The organism is Brevundimonas sp., assembly GCF_965278935.1.
Taxonomy (GTDB): Bacteria; Pseudomonadota; Alphaproteobacteria; order Caulobacterales; family Caulobacteraceae; genus Brevundimonas.
This window is the reverse complement of record NZ_OZ257124.1, coordinates 1,056,838-1,076,817: the sequence shown is the minus strand read 5'-3', so window position 1 is coordinate 1,076,817 and position 19,980 is coordinate 1,056,838. Positions and strand designations below refer to the sequence as shown.

15 protein-coding genes are annotated in these 19,980 nt (G+C 68.3%); 11 read left to right on the top strand and 4 right to left on the bottom strand.

Annotation, left to right across the window (positions count from 1 at the left end; genetic code table 11):
• On the top strand, nucleotides 1-1,662 hold the full coding sequence (gene hutU, locus ACQY68_RS05375) for a urocanate hydratase (protein WP_428152024.1): 1,662 nt from the start codon (nucleotides 1-3) through the stop codon (nucleotides 1,660-1,662).
• Between the two features lie 178 nt (nucleotides 1,663-1,840).
• Nucleotides 1,841-3,370: a histidine ammonia-lyase gene (gene hutH, locus ACQY68_RS05370; protein ID WP_428152023.1), complete on the top strand. Its 1,530-nt coding sequence runs from the start codon at nucleotides 1,841-1,843 to the stop codon at nucleotides 3,368-3,370.
• Here hutH and ACQY68_RS05365 read toward each other — a convergent pair.
• Nucleotides 3,367-3,909 (bottom strand): hypothetical protein, encoded by a 543-nt coding sequence (locus tag ACQY68_RS05365; protein ID WP_428152022.1) that lies wholly within the window; start codon nucleotides 3,907-3,909, stop codon nucleotides 3,367-3,369. The genes hutH and ACQY68_RS05365 overlap by 4 nt on opposite strands.
• An 86-nt stretch (nucleotides 3,910-3,995) precedes the next feature.
• Between ACQY68_RS05365 and ACQY68_RS05360 the strand changes: the two genes are divergently transcribed.
• Nucleotides 3,996-5,066: a winged helix-turn-helix domain-containing protein gene (locus ACQY68_RS05360; protein WP_428152021.1), complete on the top strand. Its 1,071-nt coding sequence runs from the start codon at nucleotides 3,996-3,998 to the stop codon at nucleotides 5,064-5,066.
• 55 nt (nucleotides 5,067-5,121) lie between these two features.
• On the opposite strand, the gene ACQY68_RS05355 is transcribed toward ACQY68_RS05360, so the two are convergent.
• Nucleotides 5,122-6,960 carry a hypothetical protein gene (locus ACQY68_RS05355; RefSeq protein ID WP_428152020.1) on the bottom strand — a complete coding sequence of 613 codons (1,839 nt, stop codon included), beginning with the start codon at nucleotides 6,958-6,960 and terminating at the stop codon, nucleotides 5,122-5,124.
• 115 nt (nucleotides 6,961-7,075) lie between these two features.
• Nucleotides 7,076-8,218 carry a glycoside hydrolase family 88/105 protein gene (locus ACQY68_RS05350; protein ID WP_428152019.1) on the bottom strand — a complete coding sequence of 381 codons (1,143 nt, stop codon included), beginning with the start codon at nucleotides 8,216-8,218 and terminating at the stop codon, nucleotides 7,076-7,078.
• A 146-nt stretch (nucleotides 8,219-8,364) separates the two neighbouring features.
• Here ACQY68_RS05350 and ACQY68_RS05345 point away from each other — a divergent pair, with 146 nt between their 5' ends.
• Nucleotides 8,365-11,259: a TonB-dependent receptor gene (locus tag ACQY68_RS05345; RefSeq protein ID WP_428152018.1), complete on the top strand. Its 2,895-nt coding sequence runs from the start codon at nucleotides 8,365-8,367 to the stop codon at nucleotides 11,257-11,259.
• Between the two features lie 64 nt (nucleotides 11,260-11,323).
• Entirely contained in the window at nucleotides 11,324-12,586 is a 1,263-nt protein-coding gene (locus tag ACQY68_RS05340) for an alginate lyase family protein (RefSeq protein ID WP_428152017.1), read from the top strand.
• 4 nt (nucleotides 12,587-12,590) lie between these two features.
• Here the strand turns inward: ACQY68_RS05340 and ACQY68_RS05335 are convergent, their stop codons facing one another.
• Nucleotides 12,591-13,352, bottom strand: coding sequence for a FadR/GntR family transcriptional regulator (locus ACQY68_RS05335; RefSeq protein WP_428152016.1), 762 nt, complete (start codon nucleotides 13,350-13,352; stop codon nucleotides 12,591-12,593).
• A gap of 68 nt (nucleotides 13,353-13,420) precedes the next feature.
• Between ACQY68_RS05335 and ACQY68_RS05330 the strand changes: the two genes are divergently transcribed.
• The 6 genes from ACQY68_RS05330 (at nucleotide 13,421) to ACQY68_RS05305 (ending at nucleotide 19,869) form a co-directional block, all read left to right on the top strand.
• Nucleotides 13,421-15,841, top strand: coding sequence for a glycoside hydrolase family 3 N-terminal domain-containing protein (locus tag ACQY68_RS05330; RefSeq protein ID WP_428152015.1), 2,421 nt, complete (start codon nucleotides 13,421-13,423; stop codon nucleotides 15,839-15,841).
• A gap of 201 nt (nucleotides 15,842-16,042) precedes the next feature.
• On the top strand, nucleotides 16,043-16,747 hold the full coding sequence (gene rutB, locus ACQY68_RS05325) for a pyrimidine utilization protein B (protein WP_428152014.1): 705 nt from the start codon (nucleotides 16,043-16,045) through the stop codon (nucleotides 16,745-16,747).
• Nucleotides 16,748-17,149 (top strand): pyrimidine utilization protein C, encoded by a 402-nt coding sequence (gene rutC / locus ACQY68_RS05320; RefSeq protein ID WP_428152013.1) that lies wholly within the window; start codon nucleotides 16,748-16,750, stop codon nucleotides 17,147-17,149.
• Nucleotides 17,146-17,946: a pyrimidine utilization protein D gene (rutD, locus tag ACQY68_RS05315; RefSeq protein ID WP_428152012.1), complete on the top strand. Its 801-nt coding sequence runs from the start codon at nucleotides 17,146-17,148 to the stop codon at nucleotides 17,944-17,946. Before rutC ends, rutD begins: the two co-directional genes overlap by 4 nt.
• A gap of 12 nt (nucleotides 17,947-17,958) precedes the next feature.
• Nucleotides 17,959-19,032 carry a pyrimidine utilization protein A gene (gene rutA, locus ACQY68_RS05310; protein ID WP_428152011.1) on the top strand — a complete coding sequence of 358 codons (1,074 nt, stop codon included), beginning with the start codon at nucleotides 17,959-17,961 and terminating at the stop codon, nucleotides 19,030-19,032.
• Nucleotides 19,033-19,035: 3 nt separating this feature from the next.
• Entirely contained in the window at nucleotides 19,036-19,869 is an 834-nt protein-coding gene (locus ACQY68_RS05305) for an enoyl-CoA hydratase-related protein (RefSeq protein WP_428152010.1), read from the top strand.
• Nucleotides 19,870-19,980 lie beyond the last annotated feature (111 nt).

The window sequence follows — 19,980 nt, the reverse complement described above, 5'->3', positions numbered from 1 at the left end:
ATGACCCAATCGAACGCCCGCGTCGTCCGCGCCCCTCGCGGCCCCGAGATGACGGCTCAAACATGGGCCGCCGAGGCCGCCCTGCGCATGCTCATGAACAACCTCGATCCCGAGGTGGCCGAGCGGCCGGAGGACCTCGTCGTCTATGGCGGCATCGGCAAGGCGGCGCGCGACTGGGCCAGTTTCGACCGCATCGTGGAGAGCCTGAGGGCTTTGGCGCCGGACGAGACCCTGCTGGTCCAGTCGGGCAAGCCGGTCGGCGTCTTCCGGACCCATACGGATGCCCCGCGCGTCCTGATCGCCAACTCCAACCTGGTGCCGAAGTGGGCGACCTGGGAGCATTTCAACGAACTCGATCGCAAGGGTCTGATGATGTACGGCCAGATGACGGCCGGGTCGTGGATCTACATCGGCACCCAGGGGATCGTTCAGGGCACCTACGAGACCTTCATGGAGGCCGGCCGCCAGCATCACGGCGGCGACTGGTCGGGCAAGTGGATCCTGACCGCCGGTCTCGGCGGCATGGGCGGCGCCCAGACCCTGGCCGCGACCATGGCCGGCGCGTCCTGTCTGGCCGTCGAATGCCAGCGCAGCCGGATCGAGATGCGTCTGCGGACCCGCTACCTCGACGTCATGGCCGGGACTCTGGACGAGGCCCTGGCCCTGATCGATGAGGCCGGGCGCACCGACAAGCCGATCTCGGTCGGCCTGCTCGGCAACGCCGCCGAGGTCCTGCCGGAGATGGTCAAACGCGGCGTGCGGCCCGACCTCGTCACCGACCAGACCAGCGCCCACGACCTGATCAACGGCTATCTGCCCATGGGCTGGACGGTGGGGGAATGGGAGGACAAGCGCGTCTCCGATCCCGCCGCCGTCGAGGCCGCCGCACGCAAATCCTGCGCCGTCCATGTGCAGGCGATGCTCGACTTCCAGGCCGCCGGCATCCCGGTCACCGACTATGGCAACAACATCCGTCAGGTCGCCTTCGACGAGGGCGTGGCCAACGCCTTCGACTTCCCGGGCTTTGTGCCGGCCTATATTCGCCCGCTGTTCTGTCGCGGGATCGGGCCGTTCCGCTGGGCGTCCTTGACCGGCGATCCGGAGGATATCCGCAAGACCGATGCGGCGATGAAGACGCTGTTCCCCGACAACGCCGGTCTGCATCGCTGGCTCGACATGGCGGACAAGCGGATCGCCTTCCAGGGCCTGCCGGCGCGCATCTGCTGGATCGGTCTGGGCGACCGTCATCGGGCGGGTCTGATGTTCAACGAGATGGTGGCCTCGGGCGAGCTCTCCGGCCCCATCGTCATCGGGCGGGACCACCTCGACTCGGGCTCGGTCGCCAGCCCGAACCGCGAGACCGAGGCCATGATGGACGGGTCGGACGCGGTCTCCGACTGGCCGCTGCTGAACGCGCTGCTGAACACCGCTTCGGGCGCCAGCTGGGTCTCGCTGCACCACGGCGGCGGAGTCGGCATGGGCTATTCGCAACACTCCGGCGTCGTCATCGTCGCAGACGGCACGCCGGAGGCCGCCAAGCGGCTGGAGCGGGTGCTGTGGAACGATCCCGCCACCGGAGTCATGCGCCACGCGGACGCCGGTTACGAGATCGCGCGGGAAGCGTCGCGCGAGCATGGCCTGAACCTGCCGTCGCTCAAATGACCCTCTCCCATTGGGAGAGAGAGATCGCGCACGGCGGCGGAGCCGTCGTCCTGGCGCGGTCGGGTGAGGGTCGACCCTCACCGGTGACACACGACCCTCACCCTTTCGCGCAAGACCGATCGCTCCGCTCTCGGGCGCTCAAGCCCTCTCCCACCGGGAGAGGGAAAGGATATTTCCAATGACGACGATCACCCTCGGCCCAGCCCCCCTGACCCTCGCCCAGCTCCGCACTGTGCTGGACGGGCCGGTCACCGTCTCCCTGACCGACGCCGCCTGGGCCGATGTCGAGAAGAGCGCCGCCACCGTCGCCGCCATCATCGCCGAGGGCCGCACCGTCTATGGCATCAACACGGGGTTCGGCCTTCTGGCCAACACCTCGATCGCGTCCGGCGATCTGGAGACGCTGCAGAAGAACCTCGTGCTCAGCCACGCCTGCGGGGTCGGGCCGTTGCTGGACGACGCGGTCGTGCGGCTGATCCTGGTCCTCAAGATCGCCAGCCTGTCGAAGGGCGCTTCGGGCGTGCGGCGCAAGACGCTGGAGGCGCTGATCGGACTGGTCAACAACGATGTCCTGCCCTGTATTCCTTCGAAGGGTTCGGTCGGCGCCTCGGGCGATCTGGCGCCGCTGGCCCACATGTCCTGCGTCCTGATCGGTGTCGGCGAAGCGCGCCATCAGGGCCAGACGCTGGACGCCGAGACCGCTCTGGCGCGGGCCGGTCTGTCGGTCCTGACCCTGGGCCCCAAGGAAGGCCTCGCCCTGCTCAACGGCACCCAGTGTTCGACGGCGCTCGCGCTCGCCGGCCTGTTCGCGACAGAGGCCGCCTTCGCCGCCGGGATCGCGGCGGGGGCCCTGTCGGTCGATGCGCTGAAAGGCTCGGACGCGCCGTTCGATCACCGCATCCACGCCCTGCGCAACCAGCCGGGCCAGATCGACGTCGCAGCCGCCCTGCGCGGTCTGATGGCCGACAGCGCCATTCGGGACAGCCACCGCGAGGGGGATGCCAAGGTGCAGGACCCCTACTCCCTGCGCTGCCAGCCCCAGGTCATGGGCGCGGTGCTGGATGTGATCCGCAACGCCGCCGCGACGCTGGAGCGCGAGGCCAATGCGGTGACCGACAATCCGCTCGTTCTGATCGACGATGGAGACGTGATTTCCGGCGGAAACTTCCATGCCGAACCGGTGGCCTTCGCGGCGGACCAGCTGGCCATGGTCCTGTGCGAGATCGGCAACATCTCCGAACGCCGCACCTCCATCCTCGTCGATCCGAAGATGAGCGAACTGCCGGCCTTCCTCGTGAAGGAAAGCGGGCTGAACTCCGGCTTCATGATCGCCCAGGTCACCGCCGCCGCACTCGTCGCCGAGAACCGGATGCTCAGCCACCCGTGCAGTGTCGATACGGTCCCCACCTCGGCCAATCAGGAGGACCACGTCTCCATGGCCACCCACGGCGCGCGGCGCCTGCTGGAGATGGCCGAGAACACCGCGACCGTGGTCGGCATCGAGCTGCTGGCCGCCGCCCAAGGCATCGAATTCCATCGTCCGCTGAAGAGCTCTCCGGCCCTGGAACAGGTCTGGTCGATCGTGCGAGAGGCGGTCGCCGCCTACGACAGCGACCACTATTTCGCCCCCGACATCGCCCGCGCGACGGACGGAGTGCGTGCGGGCCGCTATCGGCGGTTCGCCGGGACCTTGCTGCCCTCCGCCTAGGCGCCCGAGCGCGCGGCCATCCGGAACAGGGCGGCCGAGGCGAGCCAGAAAACGCTGAAGATCGAGATGAAGATCGCGTCTCGGGCATGGCCACTGGAGGCGGCCCACGCGGCGCATCCTGCCTGGACCAGGGCCGCCAGCAGCATGGCTCGGGACATGCCGTCGGCGCGGAAGCGGGCGACGATGGAGGCCACGATCGCGGTCAGGAGGACGCCGAGGAAGATCAGGTTGGCGGGGTTCTCTTCGTTGCCGATCATGCCGACGGCCAGGTTGACCCAGACGGTCAGGAAGCTGGTGATGATCGTGATGGCGAAGCCGGCGCGATAGACCCAGTTCCGCGACATCCGCGCCGCCCACTCGAAACAGGCTCCGACGACGGCGAAGATGACGGCGGCGGTGACGAAGTCGGTCGCGGTCCAGACGACCTCGTCGGTGAATCGCATGGCGATGGCGGGAAGCGCGAGCAGGGCGGCCAGCCCGCCCCAGATGAGGATGCGCCACGGGGTGTCGCTCGATCGGATATCGGAGATGTTCGCCATTGCCTTCGGTCCTTGTCTGGATGAGGTTCCACCGTGGCCGCGCGGACGATGAGCGTCATGAGCAGGACCTGAGGAATCGCTGAAACGTGTCAGACGGCGTCCTTCGCTTCGGCCCCTTCCTGCTTGATCCCCGCAACCGCCGGCTGACACGCGACGGGGCGACGGTGGAGCTCAACGCCCGCTATCTCGACGCCTTGGTGCTGCTGGTCGGCGAGCGCGGCGGACTGGTTTCGAAGACGCGGTTTCTCGACGAGGTATGGCGCGGCGTGCCGGTCACCGACGAGGCCCTGACCCAATGCATCCGGTCCCTGCGCCGCGCCTTGGGAGACGATGCGACCAACCCGCGTTTCATCGAGACGTCGCCAAAGCACGGCTATCGCTTCATCGCGCCGGTCGATGCGACGATCGATGCGCCGACGCCACTCGCTTCGGCGCCGCCACGCCGGGATTGGGAGACGGTGTTCCGGCTCGGGCGTGCGGGCATGATCGGGGGCGGCGCAGCGGGGTTGCTGGGTGGGTTCGTCTACGGGTTCGTGGGGATTTCCGAGGGCGGAGGATCGGTCTCGGCCCTGCTCGTGATCGCCTGTCTGACCATGGTCGTCGGACTGATGGGCGGGGCCGGCGTCGGGTTCGGGATCGCGGCCTCGACGGCCGTTCCGGGATGGCGCGAGACCACCGCCATTCCAGGCGGGGCGGCCGGCGGACTGTTGGTCGGGGCCGTCGTGAAGATGGTCGGGCTGGACGCCTTCACCCTGTTGTTCGGCCAGTCGCCGGGCGCCATCACCGGGGCGCCGGAAGGGGCGCTGCTGGGCGGGGCGGTCGGGCTGGGTTTCTGGCTGTCGCACCGGAGGGGGCTGATCTCGCCGAGGCGCAGCGCGGCGATCACGGGCGTCTGTGCGGCCGTCGCGGGGGTGTTGATCGGCTTGTGTGGCGGGCGTCTGATGGGCGGAAGTCTGGACCTGCTGGCGGACCGGTTTCCGGGGTCGAGCCTGAGGCTGGATCATCTCGGCCGGCTGTTCGGGGAGGCCGACTTCGGCCGGGTCGGCCGCACGGTGACGGCCGGTCTTGAAGGTCTTCTGTTCGGCGCCGGGGTCGCCTTCGCCATGACCGTGACCCGGCGAAGGGCCGCGCGGGCTGAACGGGACTGCAGAAACTGAGTCCGCCGGGTCGGCCCTGGTCCGGACGGGACCGGTGTCTCACGCCGAACAGGGTTCAGGGCGCGAAGCCGATGCGCCACGACAGGCTGGCGCGATCCTCGATCTCCGCACGACAGCGGATCACGGTCCGGAAGGCGCCGACGGGACTGGCATAGGTCGCGGCGTCGAAATCCTCCGTCGGAGCGCAGGTCATGCCGGTCGCCTCGAAGGACGCGACCTCGCCCTGGGCGAAGCGAATCACGGCGCCTTCCGTCGTCGCGCCGCGCGAGAAGACCGGGAACTCCAGATCGACCACGGCGGCGCCGTCGACGACGATCTCGTCGCTGCGGGTGACGGCGCCGGGTTCGAGGACATAACGAGTCTGGATCGTCGCCCGCGTGTCCGGTCGGGGCGCCTCCTCCCCCATCCAGTCCAATTCGTCCTGGTGGAAGCTGACGGTGGTGCGGGCGCCGTCTTCGGCGACGACGACGTCCTTGAAATACGACAGCGGCATCAGCATCGACCCGTCCGTCAGCGTCAGCCGGGGAACCAGCTGTGGGAAGGTCTCGTCTGCCGCGCCGGACAGGACACCGGGCGAGAAGGGGATCGGGAAATAGGGGGTGTTCATATGCTGGGTCGGACCCCCGTTGATCAGCGGCAGGCCGATGACGCGATCCCCGTCGCGATACGTCACCAGCACCCGGTCATGGTCTCCGCGCGCGAACCAGGTTGTCATCGAGGTCGGGCGGCGGTCCAGCCAGGCCTCGAAGCCGGCGTCGGGCGCGGCGTCCGTCATCCCCAACCGGTTCCAGATGGCGTTGGTGTAGATCAGCTGGTGCGCGAGGCTCAGGTTCTCGCCGAGAATCCGGTGCTTGCCGCGATAGGCGTCGGTCTTGCGACCGTGGTCCCAAAGGTTGACCGAGCCGGTCCCGCTGTCCAGCCAGAAGTCGATGTAGCGGGCCGCGACCCGCGACGAGAAGGCATAGGCCATGGCCTTCTCGTCGTCGGTCAGGACGTCGAGGGCGGCGGCGGCGGTCAGGACTTCGAGGAAGGCGGTCTCGCCATAGACGCCGATGCTGCGCCCGTACTCGAACCCTTCGCCGCGCAGGTTCAGGCGCGGCAGCATCAGGTCGACGGACTTGCGCAGCCAGGTGCGGACCTCCGGCGGCGGTTCTACGCCGGTCTCGATGAACCTCTGGGCGATCTCGCCGATCAGGAGGACGGAGTAGCGGTCGAACCGGCCCTCCCCAGAGGTCTCGTCGGCGAAGCCGTACTCGCCGGAATAGTCGCGGAAATGCTGGAGGGTTTTCGCCAGTAGCGCTTCGGAGGCGGAGGCGTCCTCCCACCCCAGAAGGAACCGCAGTCGCGCGATGCTGAAGGCCACGCCGTAGTAGTTGTTGGGCAGGTTGATCAGGGTCAGCTCGGGCTCGCGCACGAAGGCGCGCCAGTCGAGCCGCTCGCGCAGCCGGGCCAGGGTCGCCGGGCTGACCGCCTCGTCCAGAAGGCCGGCCGCCTTCAGCTCATGCAGGGCCGAGATATAGTAGTAGATGCCCCAGCTGTCGTTCGTGTCCTCCAGCGTCAGTTCCGACAGGCGACGGAAGGCGGCCAGCCGTTCGGCGAAGGCAGGGTCGTCGCGCGAGGTGGCGACCAGGACGTGCGACATGCCGCTGGCGATCTTGCCGGGCAGGAACTTGTCCTGGGCCTCGAAGACTTCGATGCCGTCGAGCGTGTAGTCGCGGCCCTCGGCGGCGAGGGCTTCCAGCAGGGCTTCGATCTGCGGGCGGACCCGGCCCTGAACCGACTGGTTCATCGGCGGGGGGGTCAGGTAGATCGCCCCCCTTTCCTGGGCCGTGGCCGCGACGGGCAGGGCCGCAATGCCGAGGGCGAGCGCAGCGAGGACGTGAACAGGACGCATGCGGAACTCTCGAAAGAAAAAGGGGGACGGCCAGCGGGCCGCCCCCCCGAAAGGCGTCTGCCTTAGGAGAGCAGAACTCCACGCTATTGCGGCCAGACCGGCTCGTCAACTGGCCTTACCAATCTTGCCGAAGCGAGACCTCGGATGCGGCCATCAGCATGGCTCCGACGCCGTAGAGCTGGGTGTCGGTTGCGGCGACCTGGTCCGGCGCATAGCCGACCTGCTGCACCCAGCCGAGATGGCCGTCGGGCTGGACGGCGCGGTCGAGGGCGGCCCAGCCTGTGCGGATCGCGGGGCCATAGATCGCCTTGTCCAGCACCCCGTGGTTCACGCCCCAGGCCATGCCGTAGACGAAGAAGGCCGTGCCGCTGGTCTCGGGCGGGCCGCCTGCATCGAGCAGCGAGACGGGCCAGTAGCCTTGGGCGCCCTGCAGTCCGCGAATGCGTTCGGACATCTGGCGGAACAGTTCGACATATCGAGCGCGCGACGGATCGTCGGCCGGCAGGACCTCGAGCGTCTTCGCGAGACCGGCGTAGGACCAGCCGTTACCCCGGCTCCAGAATACCTTGCGGCCCGCCGGGCCTTCGCGGCCGATGAAGCGGCTGTCGCGATAGAAGAGGTGCTCCTCCGGATCGTAGAGGGCGTCGATCGTCGCCTGCAGTTCGTGGTCCGCGTGGCGCCAGTAGGCCGGCTCGCCTGTCGCGGCCGACAGGGCGGCCCAGACCGGCGGGGCCATGAAGATGGCGTCGCTCCAGCACCAGCGGACCTGACAGGGCCGTTCGCCGCGCCCCTCGTCGAAGATCATGGAGACGTCGCTGGGCGTCGCCAGGACGGCGTCGAACCGGGCGCGGACAGGAGCAAGACGACGCGTGCGTTCCTCGCCCTCGACCTTCGTCGCCGCCCAGATCCAGGCGTGACCGATGGCGTCGGCGTCCGCGTGGCGGGGCCGGGGTCCGAAGCCCCAGTTCGCCGCCTGCCCCTGAGCCACCACTGCGTCGGCGTAGCGGGCGTCGCCCGTGACGTCGGCCAGATCGGTCAGGCCGACCCAGAGCGTCGCCTGGATCCAGTCGATCGGATCGGCGGTCGGCTCGCGGAAGGTGGTGACGTATTCGAACTGCTCCATATGGGCGAGTTGCCAATCCGCGACGCGGCGCGCCTGCTGGATCACCGCCGGATCCGGCGTCTGGGCCAGGGCCGGGGCGCAGGCCAGCAGCAGCATCGCCTGACCGACGACAAGTGTGTGTTTCAGTCCGAACATCCTGATCTCCCTATGACCCGGCCCCGGTTGCCCCGGGATATTTTGGCCAGACCAATATTGCCACCGGTGTCATTTCTGGTCTAGCCTGTTTGCAAGGTCGCCCGACCAACGGGTGCGCGACGAAACTTCCTGGAGGGGAAACCAACATGACCACAGTATCGCTGCGCGCAGGCCGCGTCCTGCTAATGTCTTCCGTCGCCGCGATGGCGATGTCGACGGCCGCCTTCGCCCAGAATGCGACAGATACGCCGCCCGCGCCGCAGGACCAGGAGTCCTCGGTCGACGAGATCGTCGTCACCGGGATCCGGGCGACGCAGCGCAACTCCATCGCCGTGAAGCGCGAGACGGCCACGATCGTCGACGCCATCGTCAACGACGAGATCGGCTCCCTGCCCGACAACTCCGTGGGCGACACGCTGGAGCGGATCACGGGCGTCACCGCCGACCGGTTCAAGGGCAACGCCAACGAACTGTCCGTTCGCGGCCTGGGCCCCACCCTCTCCTTCTCGACCTTCAACGGCCGTGAGGTCTCGACCGCAGGTCCGGACCGTTCGGTGGCCTTCCAGCAGTTCCCGTCCGAGCTCGTGAACGGCGTCCTGGTCTACAAGTCGCAACAGGCCGACTTCGCCGAAGGCGGCATCGCCGGGGTCATCGACCTGCGCTCGATCCGCCCGCTGGAGGCCACGCCGCGCCTCCAGGCCGAATATCGCGCTGTCTACCAGCCCAAGGACGCCGCCATCCTGGGCCGCAACGGCATGGGCTACCGCGCCAACATCTCCTGGACCAATCGCTGGCTGGACACCGCGATCGGCGATCTGGGCCTGAGCATCGGCTACCAGCATCAGGACCAGGCGGTGCCCGAGGACTACTACACGACCAACTCCGCCTTCATTCCCTGCAACACCGTGGCCAACAACCCCAACTTCATCGGCGGTACAGCGGCCCAGCAGACGGCCGCGGGAACGAGCTTCAACTGCGCCATACGGTCGACGCTGAGCGCCGCCAACCAGGCCGGCACGACCCAGGGCCCTCTCTATTTCGGCACCACCTCGCGGACCTTCCGCCAGATCAACACCAGCGAAGAGCGTGACGGCCTGCTGGGCGCCCTCCAGTGGCGTCCCACGGACCGTCTGGATTTCACTCTGGACGCCCAGTACTCGAACCGTTCCAGCCTGGAAAACCGTAATCAGCTGGCGATCACCGAAGCCGCGCGCGGCATCCAGCCGACCCTGATCGGCACGGGCGACAACGGCTACAGCGAAGGCGCCCTGATCCGCTACACCGGCAACTCCAACCTGGAGGTCCAGTTCGAGGATCGCCTGCGCGAAGAGGAATACATCGGCGGCGGCCTGTTCACCCGCTGGCAAGGCGACCGTCTTCAGGTCACCGGCGATCTGTCCTACTCCCAGTCGCACCGCACCGAACTTCAGAAGGCCACCAACATGCGGTCCAGCCGCCGTGTGGTCTATGATCTGGACGGCGCCCGGGACGTCGTCCCAAGCGTGAATTTCGTCGGGTTCGATGTGAACGATCCTGCGAACTTCCTGATCGCCGTCCCGGCCGCCAACACCAACTACGCCCGCTATCGCCTGGTCACCGATCGGGAAGACGCGATCGCTGCGGCCCGGGTCGATGCGACCTATGACCTGGGCGACGAGGGCTTCTTCCGCTCCATCGGCTTCGGCGCCCGGGTGTCCGAACACACTCGGGAAACCGACCTGAACAACAACTCGGACGTCGCCACGCCGATCGCCCGCGACGGCATGACGGTCGCCCAGATCACGGCGCAGGCTAACGCCCAGTGCCGCGTGCCCTTCGCCACGAGGGACTTCATGAGCGCGTCCTCGACCAACATCCGGTCCTGGGCCCAGTTCAGCAACGACTGCCTGTTCCGTGCCTACACCGGGCGGGACACCAACCCCCTGCTGGCCGACTCGCGCGGGCCCGAAGACATCGACGTCACAGAGACGATCAGCGCCGTCTATGCGATGACCAGCTTCGCGACGGACTGGAACAACATTCCGGTCAGCGGCAACTTTGGCCTGCGCTACGTCTCGACCCAGGTCGAGGCGCGCGGCTTCCGCTCCGCCGTCACCGTAACGCCGTCGGTCGCCGGTTCGGCCGCGACCATCGTCGTCGTGCCGGGCACCCTGACCGAGATCACCGGCGACGGCGACTACGACTACTGGCTGCCCAGCGCGAACCTAAACTTCGACCTCAACGACCGCACCCGCCTGCGCTTCGGCGTGTCGCGCGCCATCGCCCGCGTCGGCATCGAGGAGTTCAACGTCGGCATCAATCCGATCGTCGATGCGACCGCCACCACCGTCGCCGGGGTCCTCGCCAACTCCCAGACCGGCAATCCGAACCTGAAGCCGCTGGAAGCCTGGAATTTCGATTCGTCGCTGGAGTTCTACCTGAACGCCGACACCAGCTTTTCGATCGCGCCTTACTACAAGCTGATCAAGGGCGCGGCCTTCGACGCCGTCCAGCCCTTCACCACCTCGATCATCGCCAACGGGACGGAAGTGACCTTCAACGCCGTCGCCCCGGCCAACGATACCGAGCAGCGCCATCTGTACGGCGTCGAGCTCAGCGGCAGCCACGTCTTCACCACCCTGCCGGGCCTTTGGAGCGGTCTGGGCGTGTCGGCGGGTTACAACTATGCCGAGGCCGATTTCGAGTTCCCCGACCCCTCGACCGTCGCCCCCTATGTCGATCCGGCCAATCTGCGCGGCCTGTCGCGTCACAGCGCCAACGCCTCGATCTTCTGGGAAGGCATGGGCATCCAGCTGCGCGCCGCCTACCGCTACCGGTCGGAGTATTCCAAGCCGAACAGCTCGACGAACCGGGGCGTTCAGGGCGCGGGCTATCTGAACCTCTCGGCCAGCTACCGGATCAACGAGCACATGCAGTTCAAGGCCCAGGCCCTCAACGTGCTCAACGAGCGGGACATCCTCTACAAGGCCGGCGAGGACTCGATCACCGAGGTCAGCGAGAGCACGCCGCAGATCTACGCCGGCGTCGTCTTCCGCTACTGACGCTCTCCCCGAAGCCTGCGGCGGCTTTCGGTCGCCGCGGGCTTGCTTCTTCCCGGAAAGCCCGATGATCCGCCCCTCCCTCCTGTCCATGGTCATGGCCGTCGTCGCGACCGCGACGCCCGTCCTGGCCCAGACGACGGCCCCGGTCTGCGAAGGGTCGATGGGCTACGCCTCCGCCTTCGACGGCCGGCGCACCTTCCTGTGGCGGCCCGACTGGCTGGAGACGATCAAGGCGCGGCTCGCGACCGATGAGACCCTGCAGCCCGCGCGCACCGCGATGCTGGCCCGCGCCGACGCCGCCCTGACGCGCGGCCCCTACACCGTAGTCGACAAGACCCGGACGCCCGCCAGCGGCGACAGGCACGACTATATGAGCATGGGTCCCTACTGGTGGCCCGACCCTGCCCAGCCGAACGGCCTGCCCTATGTCCGGCGCGACGGTCAGTTCAATCCGGAGCGCGACACCAGCGCCTTCGACCTGACTGATCTGGAGGCGATGAGCCAGGACGTTCAGGCCCTGTCGCTGGCTTATTACTTCACCGGCGACGAACGCTACGCGACCCGGGCGGCGGCCTTCATCAAGGTCTGGTTCCTGGCCCCCGAGACCCGGATGAACCCCAACTTCAACCACGGCCAGGCCGTACCGGGACGGGTGTCCGGTCGGGCCGAGGGAGTCATCGACGCGACCCGTCTGGTGAAGGTGGTCGAGTCGCTCGGGCTGCTCGACACCTCGTCGGCCCTGACCGAAGAGGAGCGCGCGTCGCTGCGCGACTGGTTCGCCGCCCTGGTCGAATGGATGGCCACCAGCGAGATCGGACGCGCCGAGAAGGCCGCGACCAACAATCACGGCGTCTACTACGACATGCTGATCTCGGAGTTCGCCCTCTACGCCGGCATGGACGAGGTGGCGCAGACGGTCGCCGAACGGTTCAGGACCACCCGTATCGTCCCCCAGTTCGCCCCGGACGGCAGCCTGCCTCAGGAACTGACCCGCACCCGCTCGTTGCACTATTCGACCTGGACCCTGACGGCAGCCTTCGACCTGGCCCAGATCGGCAGTTGCGTCGGCGTCGACCTGTGGAACTGGCAGAGCGCCGACGGGCGTTCGCTGCGGAGCGCAACGACCTTCATGGCCGGCTGGGCGGGGCGTGAAAACCAGTGGCCCTACCCCGAACTCGACAAGACCGAGACCCAGGGCCTGTACGAAGTCTTCCAGCGCGGCGCCTGGGCGTGGAACGACACCGACCTCGCGACCGATGCGGCCCTCTATCGCGAGCGGAACGCCGAACTCGATCTGAACCTCAGACTGCCGCCCTATGCGCCGTGAGCGGTCAGATGGCCGAGCGGCGGGCCATCTCTTGGCGGCGCGCCTCGACGTCCGACCGGGTGCGCGCCAGGGCGTCCATCTCCGTCGCCGTCAGCAGGCCCTCGATCACACGACCCAGATGGCTGTGCATCGCCGCCCGCGCCGCCTTCGGATCGCGCTGGATCAGGGCGTCCAGGATCTCGCGGTGATCCTCGATCAGGGGCCGCACGCCCACCTGACGCGCCTTGGCCAGCATGGCGGCGCACAGAGGCGAGCGGTAGCGCAGGTCCCACAGGTTCTCGACCACCATGACGATGGCGGAGTTGCGCGTCGCCTGGGCGATCAGGGTATGGAAGCGCCGGTCCGCCTGTTCGCCGATCGGGGTGGCCAGGGTGTTTTCCCCGACCATCTGGTTCAGCACGACCTCGAGCTCGGCGATCTCCTCCTCGGTGATGCCGCTGGCGGCCAAGGCGCAGGCCTCGCCCTCGAACAGACGCCGCGCCTCCGTCAGCTCGAAGGCGCCGATGTCCAGCTCCGGCGCGGGACCGGTCGCCGGAGCTTCCGTCACATAGATGCCCGACCCCGGTCGCGCCTCGACCAGACCCCGGATCTCCAGAGCGATCATGGCCTCGCGCACCGTCGGGCGGCTGACGCCGAAATCCTCGGCCAGGTCGCGCTCGGACGGCAGGCGCGCGCCCACGGTGTAGCGCCCGGCGGCGATCCCGGCGGCGACCGAGGTCGCGACCTGCTGATAGAGTTTGCGGGTGTCTGCGGTCGATGTGGTCATGCCGCCTTCGTTGTAATGTCCTTGCCCGGGTCAGGCCAGTGGGCTGATCCCTCGTCCCGAGGTTTGTGATGACCCGCCGATCCCTCGCCGCAAGCGCCGCCGCCCTCGCCCTCCTCGCCGCGCCCGCCCGGGCGCAGGACGCCGTCGCCCACCCCAACCGCTGGCCCACGTCGCACAGCCCCGCCGCCCTGACCGGTCCGGCGACCGAGGCTCGCGTCCGCGAACTCCTGGCCGCCATGACCATCGAGGAAAAGGTCGGCCAGCTGATCCAGGCCGACATCGGCTCGATCAGGCCCGAGGACCTCGCCGCCTACCCCATCGGCTCGATCCTGGCCGGCGGCAGTTCCTCTCCGAAGGGCGACGAGCGGTCGGGGCCCCAGGCCTGGCTCGACCTGTCGCGCGCCTTCCGCGCCGCCGCCGCCGGGCGTCCGGGCGCGCGCATTCCCCTGCTGTTCGGGGTCGACGCCGTGCATGGCCACGCCAACATCGTCGGGGCGACCCTCTTCCCGCACAACATCGGCCTGGGCGCCGCGCGCGACCCGGCGCTGGTCGGGGCCATCGCCCGCGCCACGGCCGAGGAGGTCGCCGCGACCGGCGTCGACTGGACCTTCGCCCCGACCTTGGCCGTGCCGCGCGACGACCGCTGGGGCCGGACTTATGAGGGCTTCTCCGAAGACCCGTCGGTCGCCCGCAGCTACGCCGCCGCCCTCGTCCACGGCCTGCAAGGCGATCTGCGCGACGGCGCGGGCCTGTCATCCGGCCAAGTCATGGGATCGGCCAAGCATTTCCTCGCCGACGGCGGCACCACCGACGGCCGTGACCGGGGCGACGCGGCCGTGTCCGAACAGGACCTGATCGACATCCACCTGTCCGGCTATCGCGAGGCCATCGACGCGGGCGTCCTGTCGGTCATGGTGTCCTTCTCGAGCTGGAACGGCGCCAAGCACACCGGAAATCGCTCCCTCCTGACCGATGTCCTGCGCGGCCCGCTCGGCTTCGAGGGCCTGCTGATCGGCGACTGGGACGCCCACGCGGCCCTGCCCGGTTGCCGCTCCGACTCATGCCCCGACGCGATCAACGCCGGGCTCGACATGTTCATGGCCCCCAACGCCTGGAAGGCCCTCTACGACAACACACTGGCCCAGGCCCGCTCCGGCGAGATTTCGGCCGCCCGGCTGGACGAGGCCGTCGCCCGCATCCTGCGCGCCAAGATCGCGGCGGGCGTCTTCGACCCCGCCGACCCGATCGAGGGCCGGTTCGAGGTCATCGGCTCGGCCGACCACCGGGCCCTCGCCCGTCAGGCCGTGCGCCAGTCGCTGGTCCTGCTGAAGAACGAGAACGCCGTCCTCCCCCTCCGTCCCGGCGCCCGGGTGCTGGTCGTGGGCGAGGCCGCAGACGACATCGGTCTGGCGGCCGGCGGCTGGACCATCGGCTGGCAGGGTGTCGGCAACACCAACGCCGACTTCCCCGGCGGGACCTCGATCTGGGCCGGGCTGCGCGACGCCGTGGCCGGGACCGGCGGCGAAGCGACCCTGTCGCCCGATGGCGCGTATGAGACCAAACCCGACGTCGCCGTCGTCGTCTTCGGCGAGACGCCCTACGCCGAGTTCTACGGCGATCAGGACACGCTGGATTTTGCCCCCACCGGTCCGCTGGAAACCCTGCGCCGCCTGAAGGCCAAGGGCGTGCCGACCGTCGCCGTCTTCCTGTCCGGCCGCCCGCTCTGGACCAACCCCGAGATCAACGCCGCCGACGCCTTCGTCGCCGCCTGGCTGCCGGGCAGCGAGGGGGCGGGCATCGCCGATGTCCTTGTCGCCGGCGCCGATGGCACGCCCCGCCACGACTTCACCGGAACCCTGAGCTTCTCCTGGCCCCGCAGCGCCGGGCAGTCGCCGCAGAACGTCGGCGCGCCCGGCTACGATCCGCAGTTCGCCTTCGGCTATGGCCTGACCTATGCGCGGCCCGCCTCGACCCCGATGCTGAGCGAGGACGACGGTCTGCCTGACGACGCCACGCCCCTGCCCCGGTTCTTCGCCTCGGGTCGGTTCGTCGCGCCCTGGTCGGTGACCCTGCGCGACGCCGCGGGGAACCACCGCGTCGAAAGCCCCGGCGCCGCCGCCAGCCCGTCCGGCGGCGTCGCCATGACGCCCGTCGACGCCACTGCCCAGGAGTCCGCCCGCCGCTTCCGCTTCACGGCCGAAGACGCGCTCGTTGTCATCGGCGGCCCGCCGACCCCGAGCGATCCGGCGCTGGCCGTGTCGATCCGTTACCGCGCCGACGCTCCTGTCCAGATCGCCATCGGCCCCGCCGCCGTCGCCCTGCCCGCCGCCCTGGACTGGACCACGAGCATCGTTCCCCTGCGCTGCTTCGAAGGCGCCGAACCGGCTCGTCTGTCCCAGTTCCAGATCACCGCCCCGACCGGTTCGGAAGTGTCGATCGAGGACCTGAGACTGGTCGCCCCGATCACCGCTCTCTGCCCGACGCCGTAATCTGAAATACGAATTTATTCCTTTTGTCGTCTTGCGTCCGCTTCACAGCGGCTCCATCTGCCGTCCGGGTCTTTGACAAGTCCGCTGCCAGCACGCGTCACGACGCCCGCGCGACTCTGTCGACTCTGTGGAGTCTATTTTGGAGTCGCGCAAAGCGTCCTCGGGACTTGGCGTGCCGCCTGCATGTGTCATGGTCGGCGAATGGCCACGACGATCACCCTGCCCTGCCGACCCGAGCCGCTTGAGATTGATCCGGAGAAGACGGCCGTCATCGTCATCGACATGCAGAACGCCTACGCCTCGCCCGGCGGGTATCTGGATCTGGCGGGCTTCGACATCTCGGGCGCGGCCAAGGTCGTCGAGAACACGAAGGGCGTGCTCGAGGTCGCCCGCCGCGCCGGCGTCCAGGTCATCTATTTCCAGAACGGCTGGGACCCCGACTATGTCGAGGCGGGCGGCCCCGGCAGCCCCAACTTCCACAAATCCAATGCGCTGAAGACCATGCGCGCCCGACCCGAACTGGCGGGGACGTTGCTCGCCCGCGGAACTTGGGACTACGAACTGGTCGACGCGCTGAAGCCCGAGCCCGGCGACATCTGCCTGCACAAGACCCGCTACTCCGGCTTCTTCAACTCCCAGCTCGACAGCGTCCTGCGCTCGCGCGGCATCCGCAACCTCGTCTTCGTCGGGATCGCCACCAACGTCTGCGTGGAGTCGACGTTGAGGGACGGCTTCTTCCTCGAGTATTTCGGCATCGTGCTGGAGGACGCCACCCATCAGGCCGGACCGGACTTCGTCCAGAAGGCCGCCATCTACAATATCGAGACATTCTTCGGCTGGGTCTCCAGCGTCGCCGACTTCAAGGGCGTCGTCGGTCAGATCGCGCCCAACACTGAGGAGGCCTGAATGCCCAAGACCGTCATCACCCCGCCCGGAACCCAAACCCCGATCGCCCCCTTCTCGCCCGGCACGCTCGCCGACGGCGTCGTCTATGTCTCGGGGACACTGGCCTTCGACAAGGACAACAACGTCGCCTGCGTCGGCGACGCCGAGGGCCAGACCCGCATCGTATTGGAAACGATCAGATCGGTGATCGAGACCGCCGGCGGGACCATGGACGACGTGACCATGAACCACATCTTCCTGTCCGACTGGTCGCACTACGCCGCCCTGAACAAGGTCTATGCGGAGTTCTTCCCCGGCGACAAACCCGCCCGGTTCTGCATCCAGTGTGGCCTCGTCCGCCCCGACTTCCTCGTCGAGATCGCCACCATCGCCCACATCGGCCAAGGCGCCGGGAAGCGGTGACGACAGGCGTCGCCGACGGCCTCTGGTACGAGGTCCACGAGGGTCCGGCGGGCGCCGACAGCGTCCTGATGTCCGCCGGCCTCGGCGGCTCTGCGGCCTTCTGGTCGCCCCAGATGGAGGCCCTGAACGGCCGCTTCCGCGTCATCCTCTACGACCACCGCGGCACGGGTCGCAGCGACCGCAGTCTCAAGCCGGACCACGCCGTCGCCTCGATGGCGCAGGACATCGTCGCCGTCCTCAACGCCACCAACACGGCCAGGGCCCACATCGTCGGCCATGCAGCGGGCGGCAACGCCGGGCTGCAGCTCGCGCTCGACCATCCGGATCGGCTGGACAGGCTCGTCGTCGTCAACGGCTGGTCGCGGCCGGACCCGCACGTCGCCCGCTGCTTCTCGGCCCGCACGCGCCTGCTCGAAGCCTTCGGTCCGACCGCCTATGTCGAGGCCCAGGCCCTGTTCCTGTTTCCGCCCGACTGGATCAGCGAGAACGACGCCCTGCTAAAGACGCAGGAGGCCCACCACATCGCGGGCTTCCCCCGCATCGACGTCATGCTGGCCCGCATCGGCGCCCTGCTGGCCTTCGACATCGACGACCGGCTCGCAGAGATCCCGCACCCGGTGCTGGTCGCCGCCTCGGCCGACGACATGCTGGTCCCGCCGCTCCTGTCGCGCCGTCTGGCCGAGCGTTTGCCGGACGCGACGCTCGATGTCGTCCCTTGGGGCGGACACGCCTTTACGGCGACGGCTTCCGGTGCGTTCAATGCGCGACTGGTCGCCTTTCTTTCCGGCGACGACTGAGGGGCGAACATCATGGAAGTCGGCGTCTTTGTACCGATCAACAACAACGGCTGGCTGATCTCGGAGACGGCGCCGCAGTACATGCCCTCGTTCGACCTGAACAAGCGCATCGCCCAGCGCGCCGAGCACTACGGCCTCGATTTCCTGCTCTCGATGATCAAGCTGCGCGGGTTCGGCGGCAAGACCGAGTTCTGGGAGTACGGACTGGAGAGCTTCACCCTGATGGCCGGGCTCGCGGCAGTCACCGAGAAGATCAAGATCTATGCGACCTGCCCGACCCTGGTCATCCCGCCCGCCTTCGCCGCGCGCATGTGCAACACCATCGACAGCATCAGCCACGGCCGCTTCGGCCTCAACCTGATCACCGGCTGGCAGAAGCCGGAATACTCCCAGATGGGCCTGTGGCCGGGCGAGGAGCATTTTCGCAACCGCTACCAGATGCTCGACGAATACGCCCGCATCCTGCGCGAGCTGTGGGAGACGGGCCGCTCGGACATGAAGGGCGACTACTACACGATGGACGACTGTCTGGTCCGGCCAACGCCCTCGACCGACATGAAGATCATCTGCGCCGGCTCGTCCGACGAAGGCCTCGCCTTCTCGGCCCAGTGGGCGGACTACGCCTTCTGTCTCGGCAAGGGGGTGAACACGCCCAAGGCCTTCGCCTTCAACAACGAGCGCCTCGCCGAGGCGACCGCCAAGACCGGCCGGGACGTGAAGATGTTCGTCCTCGTCATGGTCATCGCCGCCGACACCGACGAAGAAGCGATGGCCAAGTGGAAGCTCTACAACGACGGCGTCGACGTTGATGCGATCAGCTGGCTCAAGGATCAGGGCGCGGCCGACAAGGTCAACGCCACCACCAACGTCCGACAGCTCGCCGCACCGGAAGGCGCGGTGAACATCAACATGGGCACCCTGGTCGGCTCCTATGCGAGCGTCGCGCGGATGCTGGACGAGATGAGCGAAGTGCCCGGCACCGGCGGCGTGCTGCTGACCTTCGACGATTTCGAAAAGGGCATCGAGGACTTCGGCCAGAAGATCCAGCCGCTGATGACCTGCCGCGCCGATCTGAAAGCCGCCTGAGCCTTGCCAAGCTTCGAGATCACCCGCGACGGCCCGGTCGCGCACCTGCGCCTGACCCGCCCCGAGGCGTCGAACGCCCTGGACATGGATTTCTGGCGGCGCTTCGGCCCGGAGCTGAAGGCGCTCGACGCCACCGGCGAGATCCGCGCCCTGGTCCTGTCCGGCGAGGGCAAGAACTTCTGCGCCGGCATGGACATCTCGGTTTTCTCCGGCGGGGCGATCCTGAACGCGGATACGGCGGCCGACCGGCAGGCCTTCCACCAGACCGCGCGCGAACTGCAGGACACCCTGACCACCCTGGAGAAGGTGCGCTTTCCGGTCATCGCCGCCGTCCAGGGCGCCTGCGTCGGCGGCGGGCTCGACCTGATCGCCGCCTGCGACATCCGGCTGGCGTCGCAGGATGCGTACTTCCGGATCGAGGAAATCAACATCGGCATGATGGCCGACATCGGCAGCCTGCAGCGCCTGCCCAAGCTGATGCCCGAAGGCGTGGTGCGCGAGCTGGCCTATACGGGTTCGACCCTGACGTCGGAGCGCGCCGAACGGCAGGGTCTGGTCAACGCCGTCCTGCCCGACGCCGACGCCGTCCTCGCCGCCGCCTTCGACATGGCGAAGCGGATCGCGACCAAGGCGCCTTTGGCCGTGTCCGGCTCCAAGGCCGCCCTCAATCACGCCCGCGACCACACGGTGGCCGAGGGACTGGAATGGGTCGCGGTGATGCAGGGGTCGCTCTGGAGCCCGGCCGATGTCATGGCCGCGATTCAGGCGCGTATGGCTCGCGCCGAGGGCGAATTCGCGCCTCTTGCGCCGCTCAGGCCCTTCGACCCGTCGGTCTGAAAAGCCCGCCAACACTGGGGGCGGCGTTAAGAGTTCGTAATGATCGGCCTTAACGCCTCCGATCGTTTGACCTGTGTCACCCGCCTGTCAAAGATGCCGCCCGCGTGACGA

What these genes read in the sequence shown, in the direction of transcription:
- rutA (WP_428152011.1), top strand. Translation starts at nt 17,959, where the DNA reads ATGGAAGTCGGCGTCTTTGTACCGATCAACAACAACGGCTGGCTGATC.
- ACQY68_RS05330 (WP_428152015.1), top strand. Translation starts at nt 13,421, where the DNA reads ATGACCCGCCGATCCCTCGCCGCAAGCGCCGCCGCCCTCGCCCTCCTC.
- hutU (WP_428152024.1), top strand. Translation starts at nt 1, where the DNA reads ATGACCCAATCGAACGCCCGCGTCGTCCGCGCCCCTCGCGGCCCCGAG.
- rutC (WP_428152013.1), top strand. Translation starts at nt 16,748, where the DNA reads ATGCCCAAGACCGTCATCACCCCGCCCGGAACCCAAACCCCGATCGCC.
- rutB (WP_428152014.1), top strand. Translation starts at nt 16,043, where the DNA reads ATGGCCACGACGATCACCCTGCCCTGCCGACCCGAGCCGCTTGAGATT.
- ACQY68_RS05350 (WP_428152019.1), bottom strand. Translation starts at nt 8,218, where the DNA reads ATGTTCGGACTGAAACACACACTTGTCGTCGGTCAGGCGATGCTGCTG.
- hutH (WP_428152023.1), top strand. Translation starts at nt 1,841, where the DNA reads ATGACGACGATCACCCTCGGCCCAGCCCCCCTGACCCTCGCCCAGCTC.
- ACQY68_RS05365 (WP_428152022.1), bottom strand. Translation starts at nt 3,909, where the DNA reads ATGGCGAACATCTCCGATATCCGATCGAGCGACACCCCGTGGCGCATC.
- ACQY68_RS05355 (WP_428152020.1), bottom strand. Translation starts at nt 6,960, where the DNA reads ATGCGTCCTGTTCACGTCCTCGCTGCGCTCGCCCTCGGCATTGCGGCC.
- ACQY68_RS05335 (WP_428152016.1), bottom strand. Translation starts at nt 13,352, where the DNA reads ATGACCACATCGACCGCAGACACCCGCAAACTCTATCAGCAGGTCGCG.
- ACQY68_RS05340 (WP_428152017.1), top strand. Translation starts at nt 11,324, where the DNA reads ATGATCCGCCCCTCCCTCCTGTCCATGGTCATGGCCGTCGTCGCGACC.
- ACQY68_RS05345 (WP_428152018.1), top strand. Translation starts at nt 8,365, where the DNA reads ATGACCACAGTATCGCTGCGCGCAGGCCGCGTCCTGCTAATGTCTTCC.